The 24674-nt window shown below is 67.7% G+C and carries 27 protein-coding genes and 1 tRNA gene; 17 read left to right on the forward strand and 11 right to left on the reverse strand.

The genetic code is table 11. The annotated features are described in order from the left end of the window. Positions 1-84: 84 nt before the first annotated feature. Complete coding sequence (locus tag HL653_RS06735) at positions 85-762, forward strand: hypothetical protein (protein ID WP_253717659.1); 678 nt, start codon at positions 85-87, stop codon at positions 760-762. A gap of 208 nt (positions 763-970) precedes the next feature. Here HL653_RS06735 and HL653_RS06740 read toward each other — a convergent pair whose 3' ends face one another. Together HL653_RS06740 and queF are read right to left on the reverse strand one after the other, a co-directional pair. Continuing rightward, positions 971-1384 (reverse strand): hypothetical protein, encoded by a 414-nt coding sequence (locus HL653_RS06740; protein ID WP_171743839.1) that lies wholly within the window; start codon positions 1382-1384, stop codon positions 971-973. 132 nt (positions 1385-1516) lie between these two features. Next, entirely contained in the window at positions 1517-1963 is a 447-nt protein-coding gene (queF, locus tag HL653_RS06745; RefSeq protein ID WP_171746823.1) for a preQ(1) synthase, read from the reverse strand. 192 nt (positions 1964-2155) lie between these two features. Between queF and HL653_RS06750 the strand changes: the two genes are divergently transcribed. From HL653_RS06750 to HL653_RS06790, 9 genes are all read left to right on the forward strand, one after another. Continuing rightward, positions 2156-2992, forward strand: coding sequence for a sulfurtransferase (locus HL653_RS06750; protein ID WP_171743840.1), 837 nt, complete (start codon positions 2156-2158; stop codon positions 2990-2992). Next, positions 2989-4170: a cystathionine beta-lyase gene (metC, locus tag HL653_RS06755; RefSeq protein WP_171743841.1), complete on the forward strand. Its 1182-nt coding sequence runs from the start codon at positions 2989-2991 to the stop codon at positions 4168-4170. Before HL653_RS06750 ends, metC begins: the two co-directional genes overlap by 4 nt. Positions 4171-4387: 217 nt before the next feature. Beyond that, positions 4388-5152 (forward strand): TorF family putative porin, encoded by a 765-nt coding sequence (locus HL653_RS06760; RefSeq protein ID WP_171743842.1) that lies wholly within the window; start codon positions 4388-4390, stop codon positions 5150-5152. A gap of 399 nt (positions 5153-5551) precedes the next feature. Then, positions 5552-6109, forward strand: coding sequence for a hypothetical protein (locus tag HL653_RS06765; RefSeq protein WP_171743843.1), 558 nt, complete (start codon positions 5552-5554; stop codon positions 6107-6109). Beyond that, a complete protein-coding gene (locus HL653_RS06770) occupies positions 6106-7485 on the forward strand; it encodes a DNA-packaging protein (RefSeq protein ID WP_171743844.1) in 1380 nt (459 codons plus the stop codon). The genes HL653_RS06765 and HL653_RS06770 overlap by 4 nt, the downstream gene beginning before the upstream one ends. Positions 7486-8019: 534 nt before the next feature. Beyond that, complete coding sequence (locus HL653_RS06775) at positions 8020-8316, forward strand: hypothetical protein (RefSeq protein ID WP_171743845.1); 297 nt, start codon at positions 8020-8022, stop codon at positions 8314-8316. After that, positions 8316-8756 carry a hypothetical protein gene (locus HL653_RS06780; protein ID WP_171743846.1) on the forward strand — a complete coding sequence of 147 codons (441 nt, stop codon included), beginning with the start codon at positions 8316-8318 and terminating at the stop codon, positions 8754-8756. Before HL653_RS06775 ends, HL653_RS06780 begins: the two co-directional genes overlap by 1 nt. 10 nt (positions 8757-8766) lie before the next feature. Further along, complete coding sequence (locus HL653_RS06785; RefSeq protein WP_171743847.1) at positions 8767-9267, forward strand: DUF2793 domain-containing protein; 501 nt, start codon at positions 8767-8769, stop codon at positions 9265-9267. A 194-nt stretch (positions 9268-9461) separates the two neighbouring features. After that, positions 9462-10577, forward strand: a complete 1116-nt coding sequence (locus HL653_RS06790; protein WP_171743848.1) for an OmpA family protein — start codon at positions 9462-9464, stop codon at positions 10575-10577. 229 nt (positions 10578-10806) lie between these two features. Here the strand turns inward: HL653_RS06790 and thpR are convergent, their stop codons facing one another. After that, positions 10807-11340 (reverse strand): RNA 2',3'-cyclic phosphodiesterase, encoded by a 534-nt coding sequence (thpR, locus tag HL653_RS06795; protein WP_171743849.1) that lies wholly within the window; start codon positions 11338-11340, stop codon positions 10807-10809. Between the two features lie 182 nt (positions 11341-11522). On the opposite strand from thpR, the gene HL653_RS06800 reads away from it, so the two are divergent. Further along, the gene (locus HL653_RS06800; RefSeq protein WP_171743850.1) at positions 11523-12278 is read left to right on the forward strand and encodes a Bax inhibitor-1/YccA family protein; all 756 of its coding nucleotides are present in this window, start codon (positions 11523-11525) and stop codon (positions 12276-12278) included. A gap of 130 nt (positions 12279-12408) precedes the next feature. On the opposite strand, the gene ruvB is transcribed toward HL653_RS06800, so the two are convergent. Then, a complete protein-coding gene (ruvB, locus tag HL653_RS06805) occupies positions 12409-13431 on the reverse strand; it encodes a Holliday junction branch migration DNA helicase RuvB (protein WP_171743851.1) in 1023 nt (340 codons plus the stop codon). A 122-nt stretch (positions 13432-13553) separates the two neighbouring features. Between ruvB and HL653_RS06810 the strand changes: the two genes are divergently transcribed. After that, a complete protein-coding gene (locus tag HL653_RS06810; RefSeq protein WP_171743852.1) occupies positions 13554-14954 on the forward strand; it encodes a pyridoxal-dependent decarboxylase in 1401 nt (466 codons plus the stop codon). Here HL653_RS06810 and ruvA read toward each other — a convergent pair. The 5 genes from ruvA to HL653_RS06835 form a co-directional block, all read right to left on the reverse strand. After that, on the reverse strand, positions 14935-15537 hold the full coding sequence (gene ruvA / locus HL653_RS06815; RefSeq protein ID WP_171743853.1) for a Holliday junction branch migration protein RuvA: 603 nt from the start codon (positions 15535-15537) through the stop codon (positions 14935-14937). The two genes, HL653_RS06810 and ruvA, sit on opposite strands and share 20 nt — an antisense overlap. Positions 15538-15626: 89 nt before the next feature. After that, the gene (gene ruvC, locus HL653_RS06820; RefSeq protein ID WP_171743854.1) at positions 15627-16133 is read right to left on the reverse strand and encodes a crossover junction endodeoxyribonuclease RuvC; all 507 of its coding nucleotides are present in this window, start codon (positions 16131-16133) and stop codon (positions 15627-15629) included. 25 nt (positions 16134-16158) lie between these two features. Further along, complete coding sequence (locus HL653_RS06825) at positions 16159-16902, reverse strand: YebC/PmpR family DNA-binding transcriptional regulator (RefSeq protein WP_171743855.1); 744 nt, start codon at positions 16900-16902, stop codon at positions 16159-16161. Positions 16903-16946: 44 nt separating this feature from the next. After that, complete coding sequence (locus tag HL653_RS06830) at positions 16947-17657, reverse strand: hypothetical protein (RefSeq protein ID WP_171743856.1); 711 nt, start codon at positions 17655-17657, stop codon at positions 16947-16949. Positions 17658-17675: 18 nt separating this feature from the next. Further along, positions 17676-17915, reverse strand: coding sequence for a DUF2312 domain-containing protein (locus HL653_RS06835; protein ID WP_171743857.1), 240 nt, complete (start codon positions 17913-17915; stop codon positions 17676-17678). A 326-nt stretch (positions 17916-18241) separates the two neighbouring features. On the opposite strand from HL653_RS06835, the gene HL653_RS06840 reads away from it, so the two are divergent. Further along, positions 18242-19615: an L-serine ammonia-lyase gene (locus tag HL653_RS06840; RefSeq protein ID WP_253717665.1), complete on the forward strand. Its 1374-nt coding sequence runs from the start codon at positions 18242-18244 to the stop codon at positions 19613-19615. Positions 19616-19655: 40 nt separating this feature from the next. On the opposite strand, the gene ald is transcribed toward HL653_RS06840, so the two are convergent. Beyond that, complete coding sequence (gene ald / locus HL653_RS06845) at positions 19656-20750, reverse strand: alanine dehydrogenase (RefSeq protein ID WP_171743858.1); 1095 nt, start codon at positions 20748-20750, stop codon at positions 19656-19658. Between the two features lie 130 nt (positions 20751-20880). Between ald and HL653_RS06850 the strand changes: the two genes are divergently transcribed. The 3 genes from HL653_RS06850 (at position 20881) to HL653_RS06860 (ending at position 23938) form a co-directional block, all read left to right on the forward strand. Next, positions 20881-21321: an Lrp/AsnC family transcriptional regulator gene (locus HL653_RS06850; protein WP_171743859.1), complete on the forward strand. Its 441-nt coding sequence runs from the start codon at positions 20881-20883 to the stop codon at positions 21319-21321. A gap of 224 nt (positions 21322-21545) precedes the next feature. Next, positions 21546-23408 carry a potassium transporter Kup gene (locus tag HL653_RS06855; RefSeq protein ID WP_253718004.1) on the forward strand — a complete coding sequence of 621 codons (1863 nt, stop codon included), beginning with the start codon at positions 21546-21548 and terminating at the stop codon, positions 23406-23408. A gap of 41 nt (positions 23409-23449) precedes the next feature. After that, on the forward strand, positions 23450-23938 hold the full coding sequence (locus HL653_RS06860; RefSeq protein ID WP_253717668.1) for a 2'-5' RNA ligase family protein: 489 nt from the start codon (positions 23450-23452) through the stop codon (positions 23936-23938). A 78-nt stretch (positions 23939-24016) separates the two neighbouring features. Here the strand turns inward: HL653_RS06860 and HL653_RS06865 are convergent, their stop codons facing one another. Then, complete coding sequence (locus HL653_RS06865; protein WP_171743861.1) at positions 24017-24424, reverse strand: DUF3775 domain-containing protein; 408 nt, start codon at positions 24422-24424, stop codon at positions 24017-24019. Positions 24425-24555: 131 nt separating this feature from the next. On the opposite strand from HL653_RS06865, the gene HL653_RS06870 reads away from it, so the two are divergent. Continuing rightward, positions 24556-24632, forward strand: a tRNA-Met gene (locus tag HL653_RS06870). Positions 24633-24674 lie beyond the last annotated feature (42 nt).

The following is a 24674-nucleotide window of genomic DNA, read 5'->3' on the forward strand; positions in this document are numbered from 1 at the left end:
CTTACTCACGATCGGGCAACGCTAAATCGCTAGGACGGATCGATTTCCTCGGCCATGCTTTGGTTCACCGAGGATGACAGAGGCGTGCCTGTGAAGTGGATGATGGCCGGTATGGCCGCGATCGTGGCGGCGGGACCGGCAATGGCGGCGACGCCGCGTGAATTGCTGGTGCAGTCCGCTTTCCAGACGACGGACAAGGATCAGGCGCTTGCTCTGGTGAACCAGGCGATCGGGCAGGCGGAGGCGATGCTCGCCACCAATCCGCGCGATCGGGAGGCTTTCCTGCAGCGCGCCATGGGCATCGGCTATCGCGCCAAGCTCACTCGCAAGCCGGGCGACGCCAAGACGTCGCGCCGGATGATGGAGCAGTTCGCGGCGCAATATCCGCGCGATCCGGAGGCGCAGCTGGCGCTCGGCGGCTGGCATCTGGACGCGATCGCGGATGGCTTCCTCGTGGCGACGGTGCTGGGTGCCAAGAAGGAAGTCGGGCTTTCCGGGATCGAGAAGGCCGCGCAGCTGGGCGGCGACCGCGCTTTCTTCAAGAGCTTCGCGGCGATGATGCTGATCCGGCAGGATGTGAAGGATGTGGCGGCCGCCCGCGCGCTGGCCGAGCAGGCGGCGCGGGGGGCGACCCCGACGGCATTGGATCGGATCGGCAAGCGCGATGCGGAGTCGATGCTGATCCCGCTGCGGGCGGGCGATGGCAAGGCGGCGGCGCAGCTCGCGCGGAAACTGCTGCCCTACGGCCGACTGGACGGGTGATCGGCCCATCCGGTCAGGACGGATCGATATTCGGATAGCTTGAAAGCACGAGCTGGGCATCATTCCAGACTGTCATGCTGAACTCGTTTCAGCATCCATGACCTGACGGGTCGGCCAGGCTCAACGGTCGGGTCATGGACCCTGAAACGAGTTCAGGGTGACGATCTCTCGAAGCTGCCGACATCCCGAGGCTGATCGTCGATCGGACCTAGCCCTTCTTCGGGGCGGGTGCCGCCGGCAGCGGGCGGCAGGCGGGCCACTTCACCTTCGTGATTTCCGCGCATTGGCCGGCCTGCACGGTGCCGTCCGGGCCGATGAAGATACCGTAGGTTTCGCTGCTCTTGGGCATCGTGCCGGCGAGAGTCTTCTGCGGCGGGGTGATCGCGCCGCAGCGGGCGACCCACATGGCGAGATTCTTGATCGGCTGCTGGAAGGCGGCGGCCGTGACGCGCGGGCACCACAGGCCGTTATCCTGAATCGCGCGGCGGATCGCGGCGAAGCGCTGGATCTCCGTGAGCGATGCCATCTGGCGGCTGTAGCCCATCGCGGCGTCGGGGGTCTGGGCGGCGAGCGGAGCCGAGACGAGGGCTGCGGCCAGGAGGGAAGTGGCAAGGCGCTTCATGGGGCGGTTCCTGTGGCGTCGCATCTCGGCTTCGCTCGATGCTGGGGAGTTCTCGACAAGCTCGAACCAAACGGATGGAGGGGCCAGATGATTGGAAGGGGAACTTCCAAACGAATGGGGTTGGGCGTTGGTTCAGCCGCGGCCGCGATAGGGGGGGACGCCCTGATCGGGCAGCCACAGGCCTTCGGGAACCGGGCCGGACTGCCAGAAGACATCGATCGGGATGCCGCCGCGTGGATACCAATAGCCGCCGATGCGCAGCCAGATCGGCGCCATCTCGGCGAACAGGCGCTCGCCGATGCCGACCGTGCAATCCTCGTGGAAGGCGGCGTGATTGCGGAAGGCGCCGAGGAACAGCTTCAGCGACTTCGATTCGACGATCGTGGCGGCGGGCGCATAGTCGATCACGAGATGCGCGAAATCGGGCTGGCCGGTGACCGGGCAGAGCGACGTGAATTCGGGCGCGGTGAAGCGGACCAGATAGGGCCGGCCGGTGCGCGGATTGGGAACATAATCGAGGACCGCCGCTTCGGGCGAGGAGGGCAGCGTGGAGGGCTGGCCGAGATGGGTGATGCTCATGGCGCCCATGTAGGCAATCCCGACGCGCGCGTCATCCGGTCGCAGGCGTTTGATCCCCTGACGGGGATGGCGGCACCGGCCCTCACCCCCACCCGGCCTCCCACAGAATATCCTGGATGGGAGGCCGGGTGGGGGAGCGGGCCGGTGCCGTTCCGGGTTCAGCTTTGCCGAACCATGCTCTAGCAGGGGCGCATGGAAATGCTCGTCACCCCCGCATGGCTGGCCGCGCAGAGCGAGGCCAAGATCGTCGACGCCACCTATTATGCGCTGGAGCCGGAGCGCGACGCGCGCGCCGATTTCGAGGCGGGGCATGTGCCGGGGGCGCTGTTCCTCGATCTGGAGCATCTGGCCGATGCGTCGAGCCCGTGGCCGAGCATGGCGCCACCGGCCGACCAGTTCGAGGAGCGGTTGCGCGCGCTGGGGATCGACGAGGGCGACGTCGTGATCCTCTACGATCAGGCGCCGCACAAGACGGCGGCGCGGGCGTGGTGGCTGTTCCGCCTGTTCGGCTTCGAGCGGGTGGCCTTGCTGGACGGTGGCTTCGCGCGGTGGAAGGCCGAGGGGCTGCCGGTCGAGGCGGGGGCTGTGGCGGAGCCGGGCGGCGGGACCGCGACGGTGACATTCCATCCCGAGCTGGCGCGCAACGTGGCGCAGGTGACGGCGATGCTGGATGCAGGCGCGGCGGGGCAGATCGTCGACGCGCGATCGGAATCGCGCTTCACCGGCGCCGAGAAGGATCCGCGCCCGGGCGTGGCATCGGGGCATATGCCGGGGGCTGCGAACCTGCGCTACGGCCGCCTGTTCGAGGCGGACGGGACATGGAAGTCGCCGGGGGCGATCGCGGAGGCGTTTCGTGCCGAGGGCGTGGATCTGGAGAAGCCGATCGTCACTACCTGCGGATCGGGCATCACTGCGTCCATCCTGCTGTTTGGACTGGCGCTGACCGGCAAGGCCGACTGGGCGCTGTATGACGGATCGTGGAGCGAATGGGGCGCGCTGCCCGAGACGCCTAAGGAGAGCGTCGCGTGAGCGGAGAAGGCGACCGGCCGGCGACGAAGCTGGCCAATGCCGGGCGGCGCAAGGAATGGACGCGGGGCATCGTCAATCCGCCGGTGTGGCGCGCCTCGACCATCCTGTTCGACGATGTCGCGCATCTGCGGGCGTCCGCGCGCAATCCCGATGCCGGGCTCTATTATGGGCGGCGGGGCACGCCGACCCAGTGGGCGCTGGCCGAGGCGCTGACCGAACTGGAGCCGGGGGCGGCGGGCACGGTGCTGCACTCGTCCGGCGCGCAGGCGGTGGCGACCTGCCTGCTGGCCTTGCTGGGGCCGGGCGACGACCTGCTGATGGTCGATTCGGCCTATGAGCCGACCCGCGCCGTCTGTGGCGGCATCCTGAAGAAGATCGGCGTGACGACGCGCTTCTACGATCCGCAACTGGGCGCGGACGAGGTGGCGGCCTTGTTCACCGACAGGACCAAGGCGGTGTTCCTCGAAAGCCCCGGCAGCCTGACCTTCGAGGTGCAGGACGTGCCCGGCATCGCGGCGAAGGCGCGGGAGGCGGGGATCGCCTCGCTGATCGACAATACCTGGGCGACCTCGCTCTTCCTGCCCGCGATCGCGCGCGGCGTGGATATCGCGATCACCGCCTGCACCAAATATGTCGGCGGCCATTCGGACCTGATGCTGGGCGCCACCACGGCGCGCGCGGGCTTTTTCGAGAAGATCCGCAAGATGAGCCAGAGCCTGGGCCAGATCGTGGGGCCGGACGACGCCTCGCTCGCGCTGCGCGGGCTGCGCACGATGGAGCTTCGCCTGCGGGCGCATGAGGCGGGCGCGCTGAAGGTGGCGCGCTGGCTGGAGGCGCAGCCGCAGGTGGGCGTCGTGCTGCACCCCGCGCTGGACTCCTGCCCCGGCCATGATCTGTGGCGGCGGGATTTTCTCGGCTCGTCCGGGCTGTTCAGCTTCTCGCTGCTGGATACGGACGAGACGGGACGGGCGCGCTTCATCGACGGGCTGCGCCACTTCGGCATCGGCTATTCGTGGGGCGGCTATGAGAGCCTCGCGCTCCCGATCGATCCCGCGCCGATCCGCACCGCCCGGCCCTGGGCGGGCAAAGGCGCGTTCGTGCGCCTGCACATCGGGCTCGAAGATGCGGACGACCTGATCGAGGATCTGGCGGCGGGGTTCGCGCGGCTGGAAAATTGACGGTTTCCGGCGCCGATCCCACATTTCCAGACTGTTGCTGAATCGCAACGGATTGCTAAACTAATGAGGCGCAGGATCCCTGCTCTTATTGTGCTTAGCAACATATTACGCCAAGCCTTTCCCCGCCGGACATAGGTCCCCCGCTCCTTCAGGGAGGCAGAGGCGAGAGCATGGCGGCGCGCAGCGGAACATCACGCTTTCAGCGAAGGGGATATCCATGCGCTCGATTCTCGTCGGTTCCACCATTTTGGCCGCTGCGCTCCTTGCTGCGCCGGTCCTTGCCCAAGACGCACCGGCCAGCGCTTTCACCGTGACTGGCGGCGCCACGCTGACCAGCGACTATCGCTTCCGTGGCCTTTCCCAGACCAACACGCATTTCGCGGTGCAGGGCACGATCGGCGTGAGCCACGAGAGCGGCTTCTATGTGGGCACCTGGGGCTCTTCGGTCGATGATTATGTCGCGGCTGGCAGCGACCAGGAAATCGACCTCTACGCCGGATACAAGAAGACGTTCGACGGGACGACCGTGGACGGCGGCCTGCTCTATTATTTCTATCCCGGCAACGCGAAGGGCACGAACACCGACTTCTTCGAGCCCTATCTGAACGTGTCGCACACGTTCGGCCCGATCAGCGCCAAGGCCGGCATGAATTACGCCTGGAAGCAGAAGGGCCTGTCCTATGGCCCGAACGCCAAGGAGGACAATCTCTACACCTATGGCGAGCTTTCGGGCGCGATCCCCGGCGTGCCGCTGACCTTCACCGGCCATCTGGGCGAGACGTGGGGCCGCAGCTACCTTTCGGGCGGCCTGAAGAATTACACCGACTGGAGCCTGACGGCGGCTTATGTGTGGAAGAACCTCACGCTGTCCGTCGCCTATGTCGATACGGACGTGAAGAAGGGCGAGATCACGTCGGGCTCGCCGGTGTTCCGCAATATCGGCCGGGCGGGCGTGGTCGGCGCGATCGGCATCGCTTTCTGATCCCGAGACAGGGTGCAGAGGTCCGTCCCGGGAAGGGGCGGGCCGAAGCGCTGATGAGAACAAAAAGAGGTTAAAAGACGAACAAATACTTGACAGCGCCCCGCTCTTTCGCTAGCAGGCAGGAACGCTGGAGAAATGCGCCGACGGCAGGGTCGGGTGCGGCGCTACTGGTGGGCGGATTGGCCTTCGGCGCATTCGATGGACGGTGCGGATCGTTGCTTCCGATATTCCTGCGGACGCGGGAATCCGGAGTTTCTAGCGCGGCGCTGATCGCCCTGGGCTTCGGCTTTCGCGGGGGCACGGACGGTGTACGCGACGGCGGACCGGTCGTGATCGGCGCCTCGGAGGCATCGCTTCGATTCAGGGCTCCGATTCAGGGCTCCGATTCTGGAGATCGTCATGGAAGATGGGAAGCGGAGCGCGACGGCGCGGCCGGTCGCCGCGGCGCGCATGGTGCGGGCGGGAAAAAGCGAGGCGGCGGGCGTGACCCCCAAGGGGCGGATCAGGGTGCTGGGGCCCGCTCTGCCGGTGCGCTGGACCGCCCGGCGCGAGGCGATCTTTCTGGAGACGCTGAGCGAGACGGTCAATGTGCGCGAGGCGGCGCGCGTTTCCGGCCTGTCTCCGGCCAATGTCTATAAGAGGCGGGCGGCCTCCGATGCGTTTCGCGCGGCGTGGGCGGCCGCCTTGCGCGAAGGCTATGTGCGGCTGGAGACGATGCTGCTGGAGCGCGCGCTGAACGGCGTGCGATCCGACGTGTGGCATGGCGGCAAATGCGTAGGCAGCCGCCACGAATTTTCGGATGCGCTGGCGCTGGCGTTGCTGCGGCAGCACCGGGCGGGCGTGATGGGGGCGGGCGCGACGGGCGTGCCGATCCTTCCGCCGACCGAAGCGGAGACGGGGGAGGCGCTGGCGGCGCGGCTGGCGGACATGAACCGACGGCTGGGCGGCGCCGGATGAGCGGGGGCGCCGGGGGCGCCTGGGCGGCGGCGCAGGCGCAGGTGGATCGTCTGGGCGGCGCGATCGATCCAGCGGTGACGCTGCCGGCGGGCGCTTCGGCGTTCGAGCGGATCGCGGCGATCGGCGCCGCGGATCGGGCAAGGCTGATCGGATCGCTGGGGCTCCGGATCGGGCGGTGGGACTATGTGGCGCGCGCCGCGCAATGGCCGCCCGAGGGCGACTGGCGGACGTGGCTGATCCTGGCCGGGCGCGGCTTCGGCAAGACGCGCGCGGGCGCCGAATGGGTGAAGATGCAGGCCGAGACGCATCCGGGCGCGCGCATCGCTCTGGTGGGGGCCTCGCTGCACGAGGCGCGCGCCGTGATGGTGGAGGGCGAGAGCGGGCTGATCGCGATCATGCGCGGCGCCGTGAAATATGAGGCGTCGCTGCGGCGGCTGAGCTGGGGCAACGGCACGCAGGCCTATCTCTATTCGGCGGGCGAGCCGGACAGTCTGCGCGGGCCGCAGCATCATTTCGCCTGGTGCGACGAGATCGGCAAATGGCCGCGCGGGGAGGAGGCGTGGGACACTCTGGCGATGGGGCTGCGGCTGGGCGGCGATCCGCGCACCGTGGTGACGACGACGCCGCGCGCCGTGCCTCTGGTGCGGAGGCTGGGCGGGCTGGCGGGCGTGACGATCACGCGCGGGCGCACGCGGGACAATCGCGCGCATCTGGCACCGTCCTTTCTGGAGATGATGAACGACCAGCATGGCGGCACGCGTTTCGGCCGGCAGGAGCTGGATGGCGAACTGATCGAGGAGATCGAGGGCGCGCTGTGGAGCCGGGCCGCGATCGACGCCTGCCGGGTGCGCGCGGCGCCCGATCTGGTCCGGATCGTGATCGGGGTGGATCCGCCGGCCGGGACGGGCGCGTCGAGCGATGCGTGCGGGATCGTGGTGGCGGGGCTGTGCGCGGAGGGGCGCGCTTATGTGCTGGCGGATGCGAGCGTGCAGGGCGCCTCGCCCGAAGGCTGGGCGGCGGCGGTGGCGCGCGCGGCCGAACAGTGGCGTGCGGATCGCGTGATCGCGGAGGCCAATAATGGCGGGGCGATGGTGGAAAGTGTGCTGCGCGCGGCGGACGAGACTTTGCCGGTGCTGCGCGTGCATGCCGCGCACGGCAAGGTGGCGCGGGCCGAGCCGGTGCAGGCTTTATACGCGCGGGGGCGGGTGTTTCACGCGGGCGCCTTCGCTGCGCTGGAGGATGAGATGTGCGGGCTGCTGCTGGGCGGCGGCTATGAGGGGCCGGGCCGCTCGCCGGACCGCGCGGATGCTCTGGTGTGGGCGATCACGGAGCTGATGCTGGGGAAGAAGGCGCGGCCGGGGGTGCGGGGGTTTTAGTGGGGGTGTGACGCCGAGCGAAACGGCTGCTTTCGTCGTTCAATGGACGACATCGGGCTCGGAGGGCGGCGGAGCTTTCTTCGTAATGGAGATAAACCGATCCACTATCACTTCGTGAGCGCTGTCATTGTCGCGACGATGATGGGTTTCTGCGGAAGCGTGAAATGGGGTCGCGCCATTTCTCATCTGGCGGGATGATCGCTTCACTCATGCCCATCCTGCCGGCGAACGCGAACGTCAGTTTTGATCACGCGGAGGCGCGGAGAGAAGGAAGGGCGCGGAAGAGCGCGGGTTCCTCGGGCCGCTCCAGCCCTTTTGTCGTAGGCCGTTCGACAGCTGACCATAGGTCGCGGTTGTCGGCCTCCCCTCCCTGGAAGGGAGGGGATTGAGGGGTGGGTGACTATCGGCGGATGACGTAGCCGCGAGCGGGGCGACCCACCCCCAGCCCCTCCCTTCCAGAGAGGGGAGCGACAGAGCCACATCCTCGCCCGAGATATGAATCAACCGCGCCCGGCGCGGAATCAGGAGATTATCATGCGACTTTTCGGGAAGCGCGCGGAGGCGTCCGCGCGGCCGGCTTTGGTGCGGGCGCCGCAGGGGATTTTGGGCGGGGGCCTCGTGGCGGGGGCCTGGCCGCGATCCTATGAGGCGCAGGTGGCCGAGGCCTATCTGGGCAATGCGATCGCGCAGCGCGCGGTGCGGATCGTGGCGGAGGGCGCGGCGGGCGTGCCGGTCTATGCCGCGACCGGCCCGGAGCGGGGCGCGGGATTGATCGCGCCCGTGCTGGTGGAGACGATCGCGGCGCAGTTGCTGTTGCACGGCGGCGGCTGATGCCGATCGACCTGCCGGGCGCGGCGCTCGGCGGTCCGATCGCGGTGAGCGCGCTGGGGCCGGGCGAGACGGCCTCGCCGGCCACGCGGGAGGGGATCGTGATCGGTCGCGGTCTGCGGCCGCCGGGCCCGGTGGCGCTCGATGCGCGCCGGATGGGGGACGGCACGATCCGGATCGGCTGGATCCGCCGCAGCCGGAGCGGGTGGGCCTGGCTTGATGGCGCGGAGGTCCCGCTGGACGAGGATCGGGAGTTTTATCGCCTGACGCTGGCGGTCGGCGAAACCGATTGGATCATCGAGCGGAGCGCGGCGGGCTTCGACTATCCGCCCGGCGAACAGCCGCCCGGCCTGCTGGCGGGCACGCAGCCCCTGACCGTCTCGGTCGTGCAACTCGGACGGTTCGGGGCTTCCCAGCCGACCAGCCAGACTTTTTCCCTGTGAGGACCGAAGCATGAGCGAGACCACGCCGCGCCTGTCCCTGCCACTGCTTCAGGCGGGACAGGCGCAGAAAGAAGCTCTCCACAACGAAGCGCTGATAGTGATCGACGGAATTCTTGCCGGAATGGTCGAATCCGTGGGCGAGGATCATCCGCCCGCGATGCCGGCGCCGGGGCAGGCCTGGATCGTGGGACCGGCGCCCACTGGCGACTGGGCCGGGCAGGCGGACGCCGTCGCGATCTGGACGGCCGGCGGCTGGCGGTTTGCACCCGCGAAGGAAGGCATGGCCTTCCGCCTCAAGGGCAGCGGGGTCCGGATCGAGCGCGGTTCCGCGATCTGGGGAGACGGTGCGGCCGTGGCCACCGTGCTGAAAATCGGCGGAGTGCAGGTGGTGGGGCCGCGGCTTTCCGGCATCAGTGCGCCGGCGGGCGGAAGCGTCGTTGATACCGAAGCGCGCGCGGCTTTGGGGGTGATCCTTGTTGCATTAAGGTCACACGGTCTGATCAGTTCCTAAAAAATCTGGCCAGTGATGAAACCGACTGTCATGATCCGGGTTTAGCCGCTTGTTCGCCTGTCAGAACGATTGTGCACGTGCGCAATGGGAGACATTTCGGCAACAGTCCACGTTCTTGCGCCTTGCGTGAAAACATGGTGATGAGTAGGAACCGCGATGCTCCCCACGAGCACCGTGCAGAAAAGGGGTTTGAGATGCGCAGAATTGCCATGATGGCTGTTTTGGCCTCTACGGCGCTCGCAGCGCCGGCGATGGCCAAAGACAAGGCGTGGTACGTTGGTATCGAAGCCGGCGGTATGATCGTCGAAGATACCAAGATCAACATTGGCGCGGTTGCGCCTGCGGCGACCGCCAATCACAAGACCGGTTTCGACGTCGATGGCGTCGTCGGCTATGATCTGGGCATGGTCCGCCTCGAAGGCGAAGTCGGCTACAAGCGTGCCGAGACCGCCGGTCATGACACGACGACCCGTATCGGCGGCCTGCCTGCCGGCCGCTATTTCGGCTATGCCAGCGGTTCGACGAATGTCCTGAGCTTCATGGGCAACGCCCTGCTGAACTTCGGCGACGACAATTCGGTCAACGGTTATGTCGGCGCCGGTGCCGGTATCGCCCGCGTGAAGTATGACTCGTATCGCCTGTACGGCGGCATCCCGTATGCCGACGGCAGCGACAGCCGCTTCGCGTGGCAGGTGCTGGCCGGCGTGCTGTATCCGATCACCGACAAGATCGACATCGGCGCCAAGTATCGCTTCTTCAACGTCTATGGCGTGAGCGTCGCGAGCAACACCTTCAATGCCCTCGCCGCTGGCGAGACGAAGGCAAAGTTCCGTTCGCACAGCCTGCTGGCGAGCCTGATCTACAACTTCGGCGAACCGGCTGCTCCGCCGCCGCCGCCGCCTCCCCCGCCGCCGCCGCCGCCTCCGCCGCCGCCGCCTCCCCCGCCGCCGCCTCCGCCGGCGACCCCGGGTCCGTTCATCGTGTTCTTCGACTGGGATAAGTCGGCGATCACGCCGGAGGCTTCGTCGATCCTCGACAACGCCGCTCAGGCTTATGCGACCACGGGCCAGGCTTCGGTCATGCTCGCCGGTCACACCGACAAGTCGGGTTCGGACAGCTACAACGTTGGCCTGTCGCAGCGTCGCGCTGACTCGGTGAAGGCTTACCTGACGTCGAAGGGCGTGCCGGAGACGGCGCTCTCGACCGAAGCGTTCGGTGAGAGCCGTCCGCTGGTCGACACGGCCGATGGTGTACGCGAGCCGCAGAACCGGCGCGTGGAGATCACCTTCGGTCCGGGTTCGGGAATGTAATTTCCCGATCCGCTGCCAAAGCGATCAAGGAAGAGGGGTCGGCGGAAACGCCGGCCCCTTTTTCTTTGCGTGTGTGCCGTCTGGTTCGTGCGCGGCGGCTGGTGGATATCCGGGTGCGTCCAGACGCGTGGATGGGAGCGTTCAAGCGAAGTGATCGCGGCCTGGCGGCGACTCTTCGGGGATAGCGGCTGTTCTGCTCGCAAGGACGAATCGGGCCGCGCGATCCGTGCTAAGCCAGCGGGTAGCGTTCGACGATCACGTAGGTTGAGCCCTCGCGGCCGAGAATGCTCTCGTAGAGATAGAGGTGCGTGAAGGGCGCGGGCTCGTGCGCGAGCCCGGCATGGACCGCGAGCCAGCCGTCCGGCGGCATCGCGTCGCGACCGAGGCGGGCCAGCGTGACGTGCGGGCGGAATGCGCGCGTTTCCGGCGCGAGGCCGACATCGACCATCGCCCGATCGACGGATTTCGCGATCCGGGTGAGATCGTTCGCCGCCGGGATCGCGGCCCAGAGGCTGTTGGGCCGGCCCTTGCTGTCGAACGCGCCGACCCCCTCGACCCCCAACATCAGGGCTGGTGCGTGGATCCGGCCGAGGGCGGCGGCGATGTCCGCCTGCCGGTGGCGATCCACGTCGCCAATGAATCGCACGGTGAGATGAAGTTGCTCGTCGCTTTGCCAGCGGGCGCCGGGCAGGCCGTGCATCGTCGCGCGCAGGCGCTCTCGCATCGCGGGTGGCGGCCGCAGCGCGGCGAACAGACGGGCCATCACGTGTTTCTCAAGTATTTCCCGTGACGGATCCTAGGCTTCGACTTCGTTCATCGCCACGCAATTCGGGCACGGCGCGCCTTCTGGTCGATCATGTTAACGCAATGCCTCTCTTGAATCACACGGCGTTCGGGCCGATATTCACGCATAGCGCGATGTGGCGCGAGAGGAGTTTCTTCGAGATGGCAAATCGGTCCGACCCCTGGGGCACGACCGCGCAGTCGACCAACGTCGGCATCGGCGCAGGCGCGCGCGACGCGGGTCTCAGGTCGTACATGCTTTCGGTCTACAATTACATGTCGTCGGCGGTGCTGCTGACCGGCATCGTCGCCCTGCTGTTCGCCTACAATACGGCTACCGACGGCGGCAATAACAGCTATGCCGCGCAGATGGTGATCAACGGCGGTCCGCTGAAGTGGGTCGTCATGCTCGCGCCGCTGGGCGTGGTGATGTGGCTGAGCTTCGGCATCAACCGGATCACGGAAGGCACCGCCAAGGCGCTCTTCTGGGGCTATGCGGTGCTGATGGGCCTCTCGCTCTCGACGATCCTGCTGGTCTATACCGGCACCTCGATCGCGCAGGCCTTCTTCGCGACCGCCGCCGCGTTCGCGGGCCTCAGCCTGTTCGGCTACACCACGAAGAAGGATCTGTCGGGCTTCGGCACGTTCCTGATCATGGGCGTGGTCGGCCTCGTCGTGGCGAGCCTGATCAACATGTTCCTGAAGTCGTCGGCGCTGGACCTGGTCGTCAGCTTCGTCGGCGTGCTGCTGTTCGCGGGCCTCACCGCCTATGACACGCAGCGCATCAAGAGCATGTACTTCCAGGTGCAGGGCTCGGCGATGATCGGCAAGTCGGTGATCATGGGCGCGCTGCAGCTCTATCTCGACTTCATCAACCTGTTCCTGTTCCTGCTCCGCTTCATGGGCGACCGCCGCTAAACGCGGGAGCGAACGGAACGAGAGAGGGCCCGCCGGAGCGATCCGGCGGGCCTTTTCGTTTGTGTGCCGGAGGGCGGACGCGGCAGGGGTTCCCGCCGCACGAGATTCCGGCCTTCGCTGGGATGACGGGTCAGTCGAACAGGCCGTCCTGTGCGGTCTTGGGTGCGGGCAGGCCCAAGTGGGTCCAGGCGCGGCCGGTGAGGCAGCGGCCGCGGGCGGTGCGGGCGACGAGGCCGAGCTGGATCAGATAGGGCTCGATCACTTCCTCGATCGTGTCGCGCGGTTCGCCGAGGCCGGCCGCGAGCGTTTCCACGCCGACCGGGCCGCCGCGATAGATGTCGGCGATCATCAGCAGATAGCGCCGGTCCATCGCGTCGAGGCCCAAGCCGTCCACCTCCATGCGCGTGAGGGCGGCGTCGGCCGCCGGCGCATCGACCGTCGCATTGCCGGCGGCGTGCGCGAAATCGCGGACGCGGCGCAGGAGACGCCCGGCGATGCGGGGCGTGCCCCGCGAGCGGCGGGCGACTTCGTGCGCGCCATCCGGCGTCAGGGGTAGGCCAAGCAGGCGCGCGGCGCGGGAGACGACCTGCTGCAATTCGTCCACGTCGTAGAATTGCAGGCGGACGGGGATGCCGAAGCGGTCGCGCAGCGGCGTGGTCAGCAGGCCCTGCCGGGTGGTGGCGCCGACGAGCGTGAAGCGCGGCAGATCGATGCGGACCGAGCGGGCGGAGGGCCCTTCGCCGATCATGATGTCCAGCGCGCGATCCTCCATCGCCGGATACAGCACTTCCTCGACGGCGGGGGCGAGGCGGTGGATCTCGTCGATGAAGAGGACGTCGCCTTCCTCCAGATTCGTGAGGAGGGCGGCAAGGTCACCCGACTTGACGATGACCGGGCCGGAGGTGGCACGGAAGCCGACACCCAACTCGCGCGCGATGATCTGGGCGAGCGTGGTCTTGCCGAGACCGGGCGGGCCGAAGAAGAGGACATGATCCAGTGCCTCGCCGCGCGCCTTGGCGGCATCGAGGAAGACGCGGAGATTGTCGCGCGCCCCTTTCTGCCCGACGAACTCGGCCAGCGTCTTGGGGCGCAGCGCGACATCGGCATCGTCGGCCAGGCGCGTGGGGGTGAGCAGGCGATCTTCGTCCGACATCCGGTGCATCTAGCCCGCGCCGCCGCCGCAACCCAGCCGCTTTTTTGAGCGCAAGGCGCGGGAGGCGCCATCGTTTCGCCACGCTAGGACGGTGGAGAGAGGCACGACGAAAAGAGGGCGCGATGAGCATCGAGGCAGGACTGGACGCGATGGGCCGGGCGGCGGAGGCGGCCATCGCCTATCGTCGCGCGATCGCCACGGCGGAAACGACGCCGACGGCGAGCTATGCCGAGATGCTGGCGGCGTTCGCGGCGCCGGTGCCGGAGCGGGGCGCCGAGCCTGCGGTGATCCTCGACGAACTGGTGACGAGGGCCACGCCCGGCATCCGGGCCTCCACCGCGCCGCGCTTCTACGGCTGGGTGATCGGCAATTCGCATCCGACCGGCGTGGCGGCGGACTGGCTGACCTCGGCGTGGGGGCAGAATGGCGGAAACATTCTCGCGGCCCCTGCGGCCTCCGCGATCGAGGCGGTGGCGGCGGGATGGTTGCTGGATCTGCTGGGGCTGCCGGCGGAGGCGTCGGTCGGTTTCGTCACGGGGGCGACGATCGCGAATTTCGTGTGCTTGGCCGCCGCGCGGAGCGAGATGCTGCGCCGCGTCGGTTGGGATGTGGAGGCGGACGGATTGTTCGGGGCGCCGCCGCTGCGCGTGTTGATCGGGGCCGATGCCCATGCGACCGTCTTTTCCGGACTGAAGTTTCTCGGGCTGGGTGCGCAGCGCGTGTCCACCATTGCGACCGACGAGGCGGGGCGCATGCTGCCCGCCGCGCTGGAGCAGGCGCTGGCGGAGGAAGGCGGCCCGGCGATCGTCATCGCCCAATCGGGGCAGATCAATACGGGCGCGAGCGATCCCTTTGCCGAGATCGTGCCGCTGTGTCGCGCGGCGGGCGCATGGCTGCATGTGGACGGCGCCTTCGGCCTGTGGGCGCATGCGAGCCCGGCGCTGCGCCCTCTGACGGCGGGCGTGGAGGGGGCGGATAGCTGGGCGACCGACGGCCATAAGTGGCTGCAGACGCCCTATGATTGCGGCTTCGCGATCGTGCGCGATCCCGTCGCGCATCAGCGGGCGATGGCCTTCTCCGCCAGCTATCTGCCACCTGCCGCCGACAGCGAGCGGGAGCCCTCCGCGTTCGTTCCCGAGCTTTCGCGGCGCGCGCGCGGCTTTTCCACCTGGGCGATGATCCGGCAGATGGGGCGCAGCGGCATTGCCGAGATGGTGGAGCGTTGCTGCGCGATCGCCGCGCGGATCGGGGAGCGGCTGGCGAGCGAGCCGGGCATAACAGTGGTGGTGCCGGTCGAGTTGAATCAGCTGATCCTGCGCTTTGGCGACGACGATGCCGCCACGCTCGCGACGATCGCGCAGGTTCAGAAGGATGCGGTGCTGTTCGCCGGCGCCTCCAGCTGGCGCGGGCAATGGGTGATGCGGATCTCGGTGAGTTCGGCCGCGACGACGCTGGAGGATGCCGAGATCACGGCGACGGCCATCGCCGCCGCGTGGCGCACGGTCAGCGCGACGCTTTCCTGAGCGCGAGGCGCACGAGCGCGTCGAGGCTGGCGCCGTCGCCCAGTTCCTCGACCGCGGCGGCTACGGCGCGGGACGCTTCGGCCGGGCGGAAGCCGAGATTGGACAGGGCGGAGACCGCGTCGGCCTCGGTGTTGCCGGCCGGCGTGGGCGCGGAAGACGTGGCCGAACCGAGGGGTATCGCCGCGCCCGCTTTGTCCTTCAGCTCCATCACGATCCGCTGGGCGAGTTTGGGGCCGACTCCGTTCGCGCGTGCGACCATCGCCTTGTCGCCGGCAGCGATCGCACGCGACAATTCGGCGGGATCGAGCACGGACAGGATGGCCAGCGCCACGCGGCCGCCCACGCCCTGCACCGAGGTCAGCAGGCGGAACCAGTCGCGCTCGCCGGCCGAACCGAAGCCGAACAGCGTGATCGCATCCTCGCGCACCTGCATTTCGGTGAAGAGGATCACGTGGCCGCCCGCCTCGGGCAGCGCGGACAATGTCCTGCTCGACGCCTGCACCAGATAGCCGACCCCGCCGACATCGATGACGGCGGCATCCGCGGTGGTTTCGGCGAGGGCTCCGGCGAGACGTGCGATCATCGGGCGAGCTTTAGAGTCTTTTTCGAAATGCGCGAGAGAGTGCGCTTTGGGCCGGTGCCGATGTGCGCACAGGCGCACTCCCGATCAAATCAGGAAAGCGGCGCGCGCGTGGGAATGAGGCGCCGCGCGGTGGCGACATGATGGGCGTGGGTGATGGCGACGGCGAGCGCGTCCGCCGCATCCGCGCCGGCGACCTTCGCGCCGGGCAGGAGGCGCGCGACCATCGCCTGCACCTGCTTCTTCTCCGCGCCGCCGGTGCCGACGACGGCCTTCTTCACCACGCTCGGATGATATTCGCCGATGACGAGATCGGCCTGCGCGGCGGCCAATAGCGCCATGCCGCGCGCCTGACCCAGCTTGAGCGTCGATTGCGCGTTGGAATTGCCGAGGACTTCCTCGACCGCGGCGCCATCGAGATCGTAGGATCGCACCACCTCGACGATCGCGCCGTGGAGCAACGCCAGCCGGCGCGGGAGCGCCATCGACGCATCCGTCCGGATCTGGCCGTTGGCGACGTGCGAAAGGCGGTTGCCATCCGCGCGGATCACGCCCCAGCCCGTCGTGCCGAGCCCCGGATCGAGGCCGAGGATCAGCATGAGCGGGCCGATGCGCCGGGGCGGATCAGCCCAGCTTCTCCATCACGTCGTCGGGCACGTCATAATTGCCCCACACGGTCTGGACGTCGTCATCGTCTTCCAGCGCGTCGATCAGCTTCAGCAGCGTGCCGGCATCGTCCTCGTTGACGGTCACCTGCGTCTGCGGGCGCCACGCGAGCTTGATACCCTCCGGTTCACCCAGCACGGGCTCCAGCGCCTTGGCGACTTCGTGGAGCGAATCCTGCGCGGTCCAGATCGAATGGCCGTCCTCGCCGCTCTCGACATCGTCGGCGCCGGCTTCCAGCGCGGCCTCGAACACCTTTTCGGCATCGCCGGCCTTGGGCGGATAGTTGATCAGGCCGAGCCGATCGAAGCCGTGGCTCACGGCATTCGGCGCACCCAGGTTGCCGCCATTCTTGGAGAATGCCAGGCGCACGTTGGTGGCGGTGCGGTTGCGATTGTCCGTCAGCGTCTCGACGATCAGCGCGACGCCGCCGGGGCCGAAGCCCTCGTAGCGGATCTCGTCATAATTGGCGCCTTCCGCACCCGCCGCCTTGTCGATCGACCGCTTGATATTGTCGTTCGGCATCGATTGCGCGCGCGCGGCGAGGATTGCCGAACGCAGGCGCGCATTCATCGCCGGATCGGGCAGGCCGCTCTTGGCGGCCACGGTGATCTCGCGGGCGAGCTTGGAGAACAGAACGGCGCGCTTTTTGTCCTGCGCGCCCTTGCGATGCATGATGTTCTTGAATTTGCTGTGGCCGGCCATGTCGGCGTCTTCTCATTCTTTCGGACTGAAGAGGAACGCGCCCTCTAGCGCGGTTCCGGCCGGCTCGCCAGCCGCAGAGCGACGGCGCCGATCGCGCAGGTGAGCGCGAGCTGGAGGGCGGAGAACAGGCCGTCCAGCACCGCGATCGTGACATGCGATTGCGGCGACATCGTCATGCGGACGGCGACGAGCGTGAGGGCGAGGTGAAAGGCGGCGGGCGGGAGCGCGAGCCCGATGAACGCACCGGCGATCGCGCCGTCATGGCCGCTCTGGCCACGCCAGATCGCGCCCAGCGCTCCGAACGGGGCATCGGCGGCGAGCCCGGCATTCCAGGCCAGCAGCCGGATCGACAGCAGGCCCCAGATCGCCAGACCGACCAGATTGCTGGTCCATTCGCCCACCAGAGTGGGCGCGGGCGGCGCGATCCGCAGGATGATCAGGCGCACCAGCATCATGCCGAGGAGGGCTGCGATCTGGAGCGCCGCGAAGCGCCAGAAAGCGGTGCCGATGAGGAAGGCGGCGCGCGATCCCACCAGCTTGGCCTGGACCACATAGCCGATCCAGATGACGCTGCCGATGCGGACGATGGCGGCCAGCGCGAAGGCTGCGTCCGGCGTGGCGCCGGGCGCGGGCGCCGTCAGGAAATCCAGCAGGTTCGTGCCGATCACGACCAGCAGCAGGGCCGCGAGTCCGTCGAAACCGATCCGGCCCAGAGACAGGACCGCCGCGCGCATGACGGCCGAGGCGGTCACCATGCGGCGCGGCTCCCGTTATCAGCCGAGGCCGAGGGCGGCCTTGTAGGTTTCCAGCAGGGCTTCGGCCTCGTCACGCGCATGCTTCTCCATCTTCCGGAGGCGCACGATGGCGCGCATCGTCTTGGCGTCATAGCCCGACGATTTCGCCTCGTTGTAAACGTCGCGAATATCGTCGGCCATGCCCTTCTTCTCTTCCTCAAGCCGCTCGATGCGCTCGATGAACAGGCGCAGCTGCTCGGCTGCGATAATGTCGGACATGGTTTTGCGAATCCCTTGGATCTGATGGGCGAGCGGCGCGGACTAAGCATCCCGGCCGCGCCTGTCCAGCACCGGCCGATCCCGCTGCTGTCGTGGCCATGGCAAGGCGGCGTGTTGGAAACCGCAACGATTGTTCGCTGCAATGCAAAAACCCGTCAATTTCGAACGGCTGCTTAGCGGTTTCGATATCTTCCGGTTGACGTAGGCGTGCCGCCGCGCTCTGGTGGGCCGATCGACGGCCTACGCCGTCCACGCCCCTTATATTCGGAAACTCTGCTCCAGTGCCCAGTGCCTCGCCCCTGCCCGAAGAGGATCGCGCGCCCCGCGTGATCGAAAGGATCGACGTGGGGCAGGCGATCAGCCTCACCGAGCTTTTCACGATCGGCATCGGGCCTTCCAGTTCGCACACGGTCGGCCCGATGCGCGCCGCGCGCGATTTCGCAGAGCGGGCGCTGGCGGGCGGCGAGGTGGAGCGCGTGCGCTGCGATCTCTACGGGTCGCTCGCGCTGACCGGCCATGGCCATGCGACCGATCTCGCCGTGCTGCTGGGGCTGGCGGGAGAGGCGCCGGAGACGGTGGATCCCGATGGCATATCGGATGCGATCGCGGCGATCCGCGCCGACAAAAGCCTCGCTTTCGGGGGGCGCCTCGCGATTCCCTTCGACGAAGCGACCGACCTGCTCTTCCACAAGGGTCGCTTCCTTGACGGCCATGCCAATGCGGTGCGCTTCACCGCGCGCTATGTCGACGGTCAGGAGACGGAGGCGGTCTATTTCTCGATCGGTGGCGGCGCGATCCTGCGCGAGGGCGAGCCGCCGCTGCGCGTGAATTTCACGCTCGCGCATCCGTTCAGCTCCGGCGAGGAATTGCTGCGGATCGGCGACAAGACCGGCCTCACCATCGGCCAGATCGTGGATGCGAACGAGCTGTCGTGGCGACCGGCGGCCGAAACGGACGCGTTCCTCGATGCGGTGCGCGGGGCGATGGTGGATTGCATTGATCGCGGGCTGCGCGGCGAGGGCATGCTGCCGGGTGGGCTCAACGTGCGCCGCCGCGCGCGCGATCTCCATGGTCGCCTGCTGGCGCGGGGCCCCCGCAGCGATCCCTCGGCGGTGTTCGAATGGGTCAGCCTGTGGGCGTTGGCCGTGAACGAGGAGAATGCGGCGGGCGGGCGCGTCGTCACCGCGCCCACCAACGGCGCGGCCGGGGTGCTGCCCGCCGTGCTGAAATATTATGAGGTGTTCACCGCCGCGCCGACGCGCGCGGGCAGCCGCCTGCTGCTGACGACGGCGGCGGCGATCGGCTTTCTCTACAAGAAGCGCGCGTCGATCTCGGCGGCGGAGATGGGCTGTCAGGGCGAGGTCGGCGTCGCCTGCTCGATGGCGGCGGCGGGGCTGGCGGCGGCGCTGGGCGCCACCAACGCGCAGATCGAGAATGCCGCCGAGATCGGCATGGAGCATAATTTGGGCCTCACCTGCGATCCGATTGGCGGGCTCGTCCAGATCCCCTGCATCGAGCGCAACACGATGGGCGCGATCAAGGCGATCAACGCGGCCTATCTGGCGCTGCATGGCGACGGGCGGCATATCGTGAGCCTCGACGCGGTGATCGAGACGATGCGCCAGACCGGCGAGGACATGCGCTCCCAATATAAGGAAACGAGCCTCGGCGGCCTGGCGGTGAACGTGGTGGAGTGCTGAAGTGAGCCTCCCCTCCCTGGCAGGGAGGGGAGAAGAAGCCTCAGTTCAGCGGCAGGTCCAGCGCCTCGGCCACGGCCGCGTGGCGGATCTTGCCGCCCGAGACGTTGAGGCCGTTGGCCAGATGCGGGTCGGCCGCCATCGCCGCATCCGCGCCGAGGTTCGCGAGCTTCAGCGCGAACGGCAGGGTCGCATTGTTGAGCGCGAAGGCCGAGGTGCGCGCGACCGCGCCCGGCATGTTCGCCACGCAATAATGGGTGATGCCGTCCACTTCGAACACGGGATCGTCATGCGTTGTGGCGTGGCTCGTCTCGAAGCAGCCGCCCTGATCGATCGCGATATCGACCAGCACGGAGCCGCGCTTCATCGTCTTCAGCATCTCGCGCGTGACGAGCTTGGGGGCGGCCGCGCCCGGAATCAGGACCGCGCCGATCACGAGATGCGCCTTGGCCACGGCCGAGGCGATCGCCGCCTTGGAGGCATAGGCCGTCTTGATCTGGCTGGAGAAGAACATGTCCAGTTCGGCCAGGCGATCATTGTTGATGTCGTAGATCGTTACGTCGGCGCGCATGCCGACCGCCATCTGCGCGGCATTCACGCCGGCGATGCCGCCGCCGAGGATCGCGACTCGCGCCGGGGCCACGCCGGGCACGCCGCCCAGCAGCACGCCGCGTCCGCCCTGCTCCTTCTCCAGATAATGCGCGCCGACCTGCACGGACATGCGCCCGGCCACTTCGGACATCGGCTTCAAGAGCGGCAGACCGCCGCGCGGGCTCGTCACCGTCTCATAGGCGATGCAGGTCGCACCCGACTTCATCAGGCCTTCGGCCTGCGGCTTGTCGGCGGCCAGATGGAGATAGGTGAAGAGCAGGTGGTGCGGGCGAAGGCGGGCGATCTCCACCGGCTGCGGCTCCTTCACCTTCACGATCATCTCGGCCTGCGCGAACACCTCGTCGGCGGTGGCCAGGATGCGCGCGCCGGCCTCGACATAGTCGCGATCCTCGAAATCGATGCCGGCGCCGGCATTCGTCTCGACCACCACCTCATGGCCCGCCGCGACCAGCTCCGCCACGGACGGCGGCGTCAGGCCGACGCGATATTCGTGATTCTTGATTTCCTTGGGTACGCCGATTCTCATGGCACTCTCCTATTCCCTGGAGGAACGCTTATCCGGCGGAAGCAGGCGCGATATTCGAAAGTTCGGCGGGGCGGCGCCATCCCGTGCAATCGGATTGCGTCATGCCCCCGCTTCGCGCAATCGCAGGCACATGGATGCGATCGATCAGAAGATATTGCGACAGCTCGCCAGCGATTCGACCCTCACCAATGATGCGCTGGGCAATCGTGTAGGCCTGTCCGCCTCCGCCGCCCACCGCCGGGTGAAGGCGCTGGAGCAGGCCGGCGCGATCATCGGCTACCGCGCGCGCCTGTCTCGCGCGGCGGAGGATCACCCCTCCACCGTGTTCGTGCAGGTGACGCTCACCGATCAGAAGCGCGCGACGATGGAGGCGTTCGAACAGGCGATCGAGCGCGCCGCCGTGATCCGCGAGGCGCATCTGATGAGCGGCGAATCGGATTATCTGCTGAAGGTGCTCGTGCCGCGCAGCGACAGTTACGAGCGGATCCACCGGCAGGTGCTGGCATCGCTGCCCGGCGTGCACCGACTCGTCACGCAATTCACCATCCGTTCAATTCAGACCGACGATTAGGGACACGTCAGGCTGGGGTGGTTGCGCCCCGGTGCTGTTGCGGCCGCTGTTTGCGCGTGATACCGCGCCGCGCGCTGCCGATGGGCCTTTTCCAGCCGGCGCCTGCGGATAGGCAGCGGCCAGTCAGGATCCCGTCCCGGATGTCCAGCGACATCACCATAGCAACCACTGCCGATCCTCTGGAGCCGACTCCCGGCGCGATCACGCATGGCCATCCGGAAGGAATGGCCCGGCTCGCGCTCGGCGCGGTGGGGATCGTGTTCGGCGATATCGGCACCAGCCCGCTTTACGCGTTCCGCGAGACGTTCGCCGGGCATCACACGCTGCCGCCCACGCCCGACAACATCCTTGGCGTCCTGAGCCTGATCTTCTGGTCGATGATGATCGTGGTGACGGTCAAATATGTGATCATCATCATGCGGGCGGATAACAAGGGCGAGGGCGGAAGCCTGGCCCTGCTCGCCCTGATCTCGCGATCGGGATCCACCAAGGCGCGCTGGACGCGCGGGCTGGTCCTGCTCGGCGTGTTCGCCACCGCGCTCTTCTACGGCGATTCGATGATCACGCCGGCCATGTCGGTGCTGACGGCGGTGGAAGGCCTCGCGGTCGTGAATCCGGGCTTCTCGCCCTTCATCCTGCCGATCGCTCTAACGATCCTCTTCGCGCTCTTCACGATCCAGTCGCGCGGGGTGGGCAAGGTCGGTTTGCTGTTCGGCCCCGTGATGGTGCTCTATTTCCTCGTGCTCGCGGTGCTGGGCATCGTGAACATCGTGGCAGAGCCGGGCGTGTTCTACGCACTCAACCCCTGGCACGCCGTCCGCTTCTTCCTCGACGACGGCATCCACGCCTTCCTCGCCATGGGCTCCGTCGTGCTGGCGGTGACGGGGGCGGAGGCGCTCTATGCCGACATGGGCCATTTCGGGCGCAAGCCGATCGGCCTGTCGTGGCTCGTCTTCGTGCTGCCCGCTCTGATGCTCAATTATCTGGGGCAGGGCGCGATGATCCTCGCGGCGACGCCCGATCAGGCGCTGCAGCTCGTCCACAATCCCTTCTTCCTGATGGCGTCGGAAGATGTGCGCTTCCCGCTCGTGATCCTCGCCACCGTCGCCACGATCATCGCCAGCCAGGCGGTGATTTCGGGCGCCTTCTCCGTCACGCAGCAGGCGATCCAGCTGGGCTTCATCCCGCGCCTGCGGATCATCCACACCAGCTCCAGCGCCGCCGGCCAGATCTACATCCCCAGCATCAACTGGGCGCTGATGGTGATGGTGATGGTGCTGGTGATGATGTTCCGCAGCTCGTCGAACCTCGCCGCCGCGTATGGCATCGCCGTTTCGGGCGCGATGATGATCGACAGCTGCCTGATCGGCGTCGTGCTGTTCAGCCTGTGGCGGTGGAAGCCGTGGTTCGGCGGCCCGTTGCTGGTGGCGCTGCTGCTCGTCGATTTCGCCTATCTCGCCGCCAATCTCACCAAGGTGCCCGATGGCGGCTGGTTTCCGCTGCTGATCGGCTTCGTGATCTTCACATTGCTCACCACCTGGGCGCGCGGCCGCGCGCTGATGATCGCGCGGATGCGCGAGGCGACGATGCCGGTCGACGTGTTCGTCCGGTCCGCCGCCGGCTCCGCCACGCGCGTCTCGGGCACGGCTGTGTTCATGACGTCCAGCGCGCACGGCGTGCCCCACGCGCTGCTGCACAACCTCAAGCACAACAAGGTGCTGCACGAGCGCGTGATCCTGCTGACCGTGAAGATCGAGGACGTGCCCTATCTCGATCAGTCCAAGCGCCTGTTCCTGGAGGATCTGGGGCAGGGTTTCTGGCGGCTCGTCGTCCGCTACGGCTTCATGGACGATCCCGACGTGCCGGCGGCGCTCGCCCGCACCACCGAATGCGGGCCGAGCTTCAAGATGATGGAGACCAGCTTCTTCCTCGCCCGGCAGACGCTGATCGCCTCGTCGCGGCCCGGAATGGCGCTGTGGCGCGAGAAACTGTTCGCCTGGATGCTGCGCAATGCGGAAAGCGCGATGGAGTTTTTCCGCCTGCCCACCAATCGCGTGGTGGAACTGGGCAGTCAGGTCGAGATCTGACCGGAGCGCCGCTGCCCGCACCGATCCCAGCACCGATCATCGTGGCGGCTCTGTTCGCGCCCGAAGACCAAAGCTGGTTGGATGGGCTGCGCCGGGCGCACTTCCCGCCCGAGCGGAACCAGCTTTCCGCGCACCTGACCCTGTTTCACCATCTGCCGCCGTCCTCGGCCAAGGAAGTGCGCCAGCGCCTGACGGAGGAGGCGCGGGATGCCCCGCCGCCCGCGCGGGCCACGGGGCTGATCTCGCTCGGTCGCGGCGTGGCGATCCGAATCGCGTCACCCGGACTCGAAGAGATACGCGCGGCGCTGGCCGATGCGTTTGCGGGGCTGCTGACGCCGCAGGATGCGGCCGGCTGGCGCCCGCACGTCACGATCCAGAACAAGGTGGCGCCGGAGGCCGCCCGCGCCCTGATGGCGGAACTGGGGCCGTCCTTCCGCGAACGGCCGGTGCGAATCGCCGGGATCGGCGCCTATTGGTATCGGGGCGGCCCGTGGGAGCCGCTCTCGCGCCACATGTTCCGGGGGCGCTAAGGCCTGCCGTCATTGCGACCCCGGCTCAAGGCCGGGGTCGCAATGACGAACGAAATCGGGCCTTCTATCCCGACCCGATCAGTCGATCTGGCCGATTCCCTCGCAGGTCATGTCGAAGGCGGCGAGCCCGGCATCCAGCAGGCCGGCGAGCATCGGCATGTCCAGCAATTGCTCGATAGAGCCTTCGCCGCCCGTATCGGCCGCCTCCTCCAGCGCCTCGCTCCATTCGCTGGCGTCATAGGTGCCGCGGCCGACCCAGGCGAGCGCGAGGATTTCCTGCACCTGATCCTCGCCCAGATCGTCGAGCAGGGCGCGAATCTCTTCCTCGACCGACTCGTTCGCGTCGTCGTCCATCACGGAGAATTCGTCGTCCGCGTCGAGGGGGTCTTCGTCGTCGTCCGCCTCGTTGGTCGTCACCTGCGCTTCCATCTCGCGGGCACGGATGATCAGGCGGCAGATCGTTTCCAGCGGCGTCACCAAATCCATCGCAGCGTCCTCTTGGCCAATGTTACCATCGTCGGCGCGAACGAGATGATGGTGCATCGGGTTCCTTATTGCATCGGATATGTTGACCGATGCGCGACCCCTTTCTATAGGCGCGCCTCCGTCGAGGATGTGGCGGGGTAGCTCAGCTGGTTAGAGCACGGGAATCATAATCCTGGGGTCGGGGGTTCAAGTCCCTCTCCCGCTACCATATCCTCCGGTTCTTCCGTTAGGCACGCTCCGATAGCGCGGT

The organism is Sphingomonas sp. AP4-R1, from assembly GCF_013113735.1.
Taxonomy (GTDB): domain Bacteria; phylum Pseudomonadota; class Alphaproteobacteria; order Sphingomonadales; family Sphingomonadaceae; genus Sphingomonas_I.

Excerpts from the sequence above, each read along its gene's own strand:
- HL653_RS06740 (WP_171743839.1), bottom strand. The coding sequence starts at position 1,384 with ATGAAGCGCCTTGCCACTTCCCTCCTGGCCGCAGCCCTCGTCTCGGCT.
- queF (WP_171746823.1), bottom strand. The coding sequence starts at position 1,963 with ATGAGCATCACCCATCTCGGCCAGCCCTCCACGCTGCCCTCCTCGCCC.
- HL653_RS06750 (WP_171743840.1), top strand. The coding sequence starts at position 2,156 with ATGGAAATGCTCGTCACCCCCGCATGGCTGGCCGCGCAGAGCGAGGCC.
- HL653_RS06760 (WP_171743842.1), top strand. The coding sequence starts at position 4,388 with ATGCGCTCGATTCTCGTCGGTTCCACCATTTTGGCCGCTGCGCTCCTT.
- HL653_RS06765 (WP_171743843.1), top strand. The coding sequence starts at position 5,552 with ATGGAAGATGGGAAGCGGAGCGCGACGGCGCGGCCGGTCGCCGCGGCG.
- HL653_RS06770 (WP_171743844.1), top strand. The coding sequence starts at position 6,106 with ATGAGCGGGGGCGCCGGGGGCGCCTGGGCGGCGGCGCAGGCGCAGGTG.
- HL653_RS06775 (WP_171743845.1), top strand. The coding sequence starts at position 8,020 with ATGCGACTTTTCGGGAAGCGCGCGGAGGCGTCCGCGCGGCCGGCTTTG.
- HL653_RS06780 (WP_171743846.1), top strand. The coding sequence starts at position 8,316 with ATGCCGATCGACCTGCCGGGCGCGGCGCTCGGCGGTCCGATCGCGGTG.
- HL653_RS06785 (WP_171743847.1), top strand. The coding sequence starts at position 8,767 with ATGAGCGAGACCACGCCGCGCCTGTCCCTGCCACTGCTTCAGGCGGGA.
- HL653_RS06790 (WP_171743848.1), top strand. The coding sequence starts at position 9,462 with ATGCGCAGAATTGCCATGATGGCTGTTTTGGCCTCTACGGCGCTCGCA.
- thpR (WP_171743849.1), bottom strand. The coding sequence starts at position 11,340 with ATGGCCCGTCTGTTCGCCGCGCTGCGGCCGCCACCCGCGATGCGAGAG.
- HL653_RS06800 (WP_171743850.1), top strand. The coding sequence starts at position 11,523 with ATGGCAAATCGGTCCGACCCCTGGGGCACGACCGCGCAGTCGACCAAC.
- ruvB (WP_171743851.1), bottom strand. The coding sequence starts at position 13,431 with ATGTCGGACGAAGATCGCCTGCTCACCCCCACGCGCCTGGCCGACGAT.
- HL653_RS06810 (WP_171743852.1), top strand. The coding sequence starts at position 13,554 with ATGAGCATCGAGGCAGGACTGGACGCGATGGGCCGGGCGGCGGAGGCG.
- ruvA (WP_171743853.1), bottom strand. The coding sequence starts at position 15,537 with ATGATCGCACGTCTCGCCGGAGCCCTCGCCGAAACCACCGCGGATGCC.
- ruvC (WP_171743854.1), bottom strand. The coding sequence starts at position 16,133 with ATGCTGATCCTCGGCCTCGATCCGGGGCTCGGCACGACGGGCTGGGGC.
- HL653_RS06825 (WP_171743855.1), bottom strand. The coding sequence starts at position 16,902 with ATGGCCGGCCACAGCAAATTCAAGAACATCATGCATCGCAAGGGCGCG.
- HL653_RS06830 (WP_171743856.1), bottom strand. The coding sequence starts at position 17,657 with ATGGTGACCGCCTCGGCCGTCATGCGCGCGGCGGTCCTGTCTCTGGGC.
- HL653_RS06835 (WP_171743857.1), bottom strand. The coding sequence starts at position 17,915 with ATGTCCGACATTATCGCAGCCGAGCAGCTGCGCCTGTTCATCGAGCGC.
- ald (WP_171743858.1), bottom strand. The coding sequence starts at position 20,750 with ATGAGAATCGGCGTACCCAAGGAAATCAAGAATCACGAATATCGCGTC.
- HL653_RS06850 (WP_171743859.1), top strand. The coding sequence starts at position 20,881 with ATGGATGCGATCGATCAGAAGATATTGCGACAGCTCGCCAGCGATTCG.
- HL653_RS06855 (WP_253718004.1), top strand. The coding sequence starts at position 21,546 with ATGGCCCGGCTCGCGCTCGGCGCGGTGGGGATCGTGTTCGGCGATATC.
- HL653_RS06865 (WP_171743861.1), bottom strand. The coding sequence starts at position 24,424 with ATGGATTTGGTGACGCCGCTGGAAACGATCTGCCGCCTGATCATCCGT.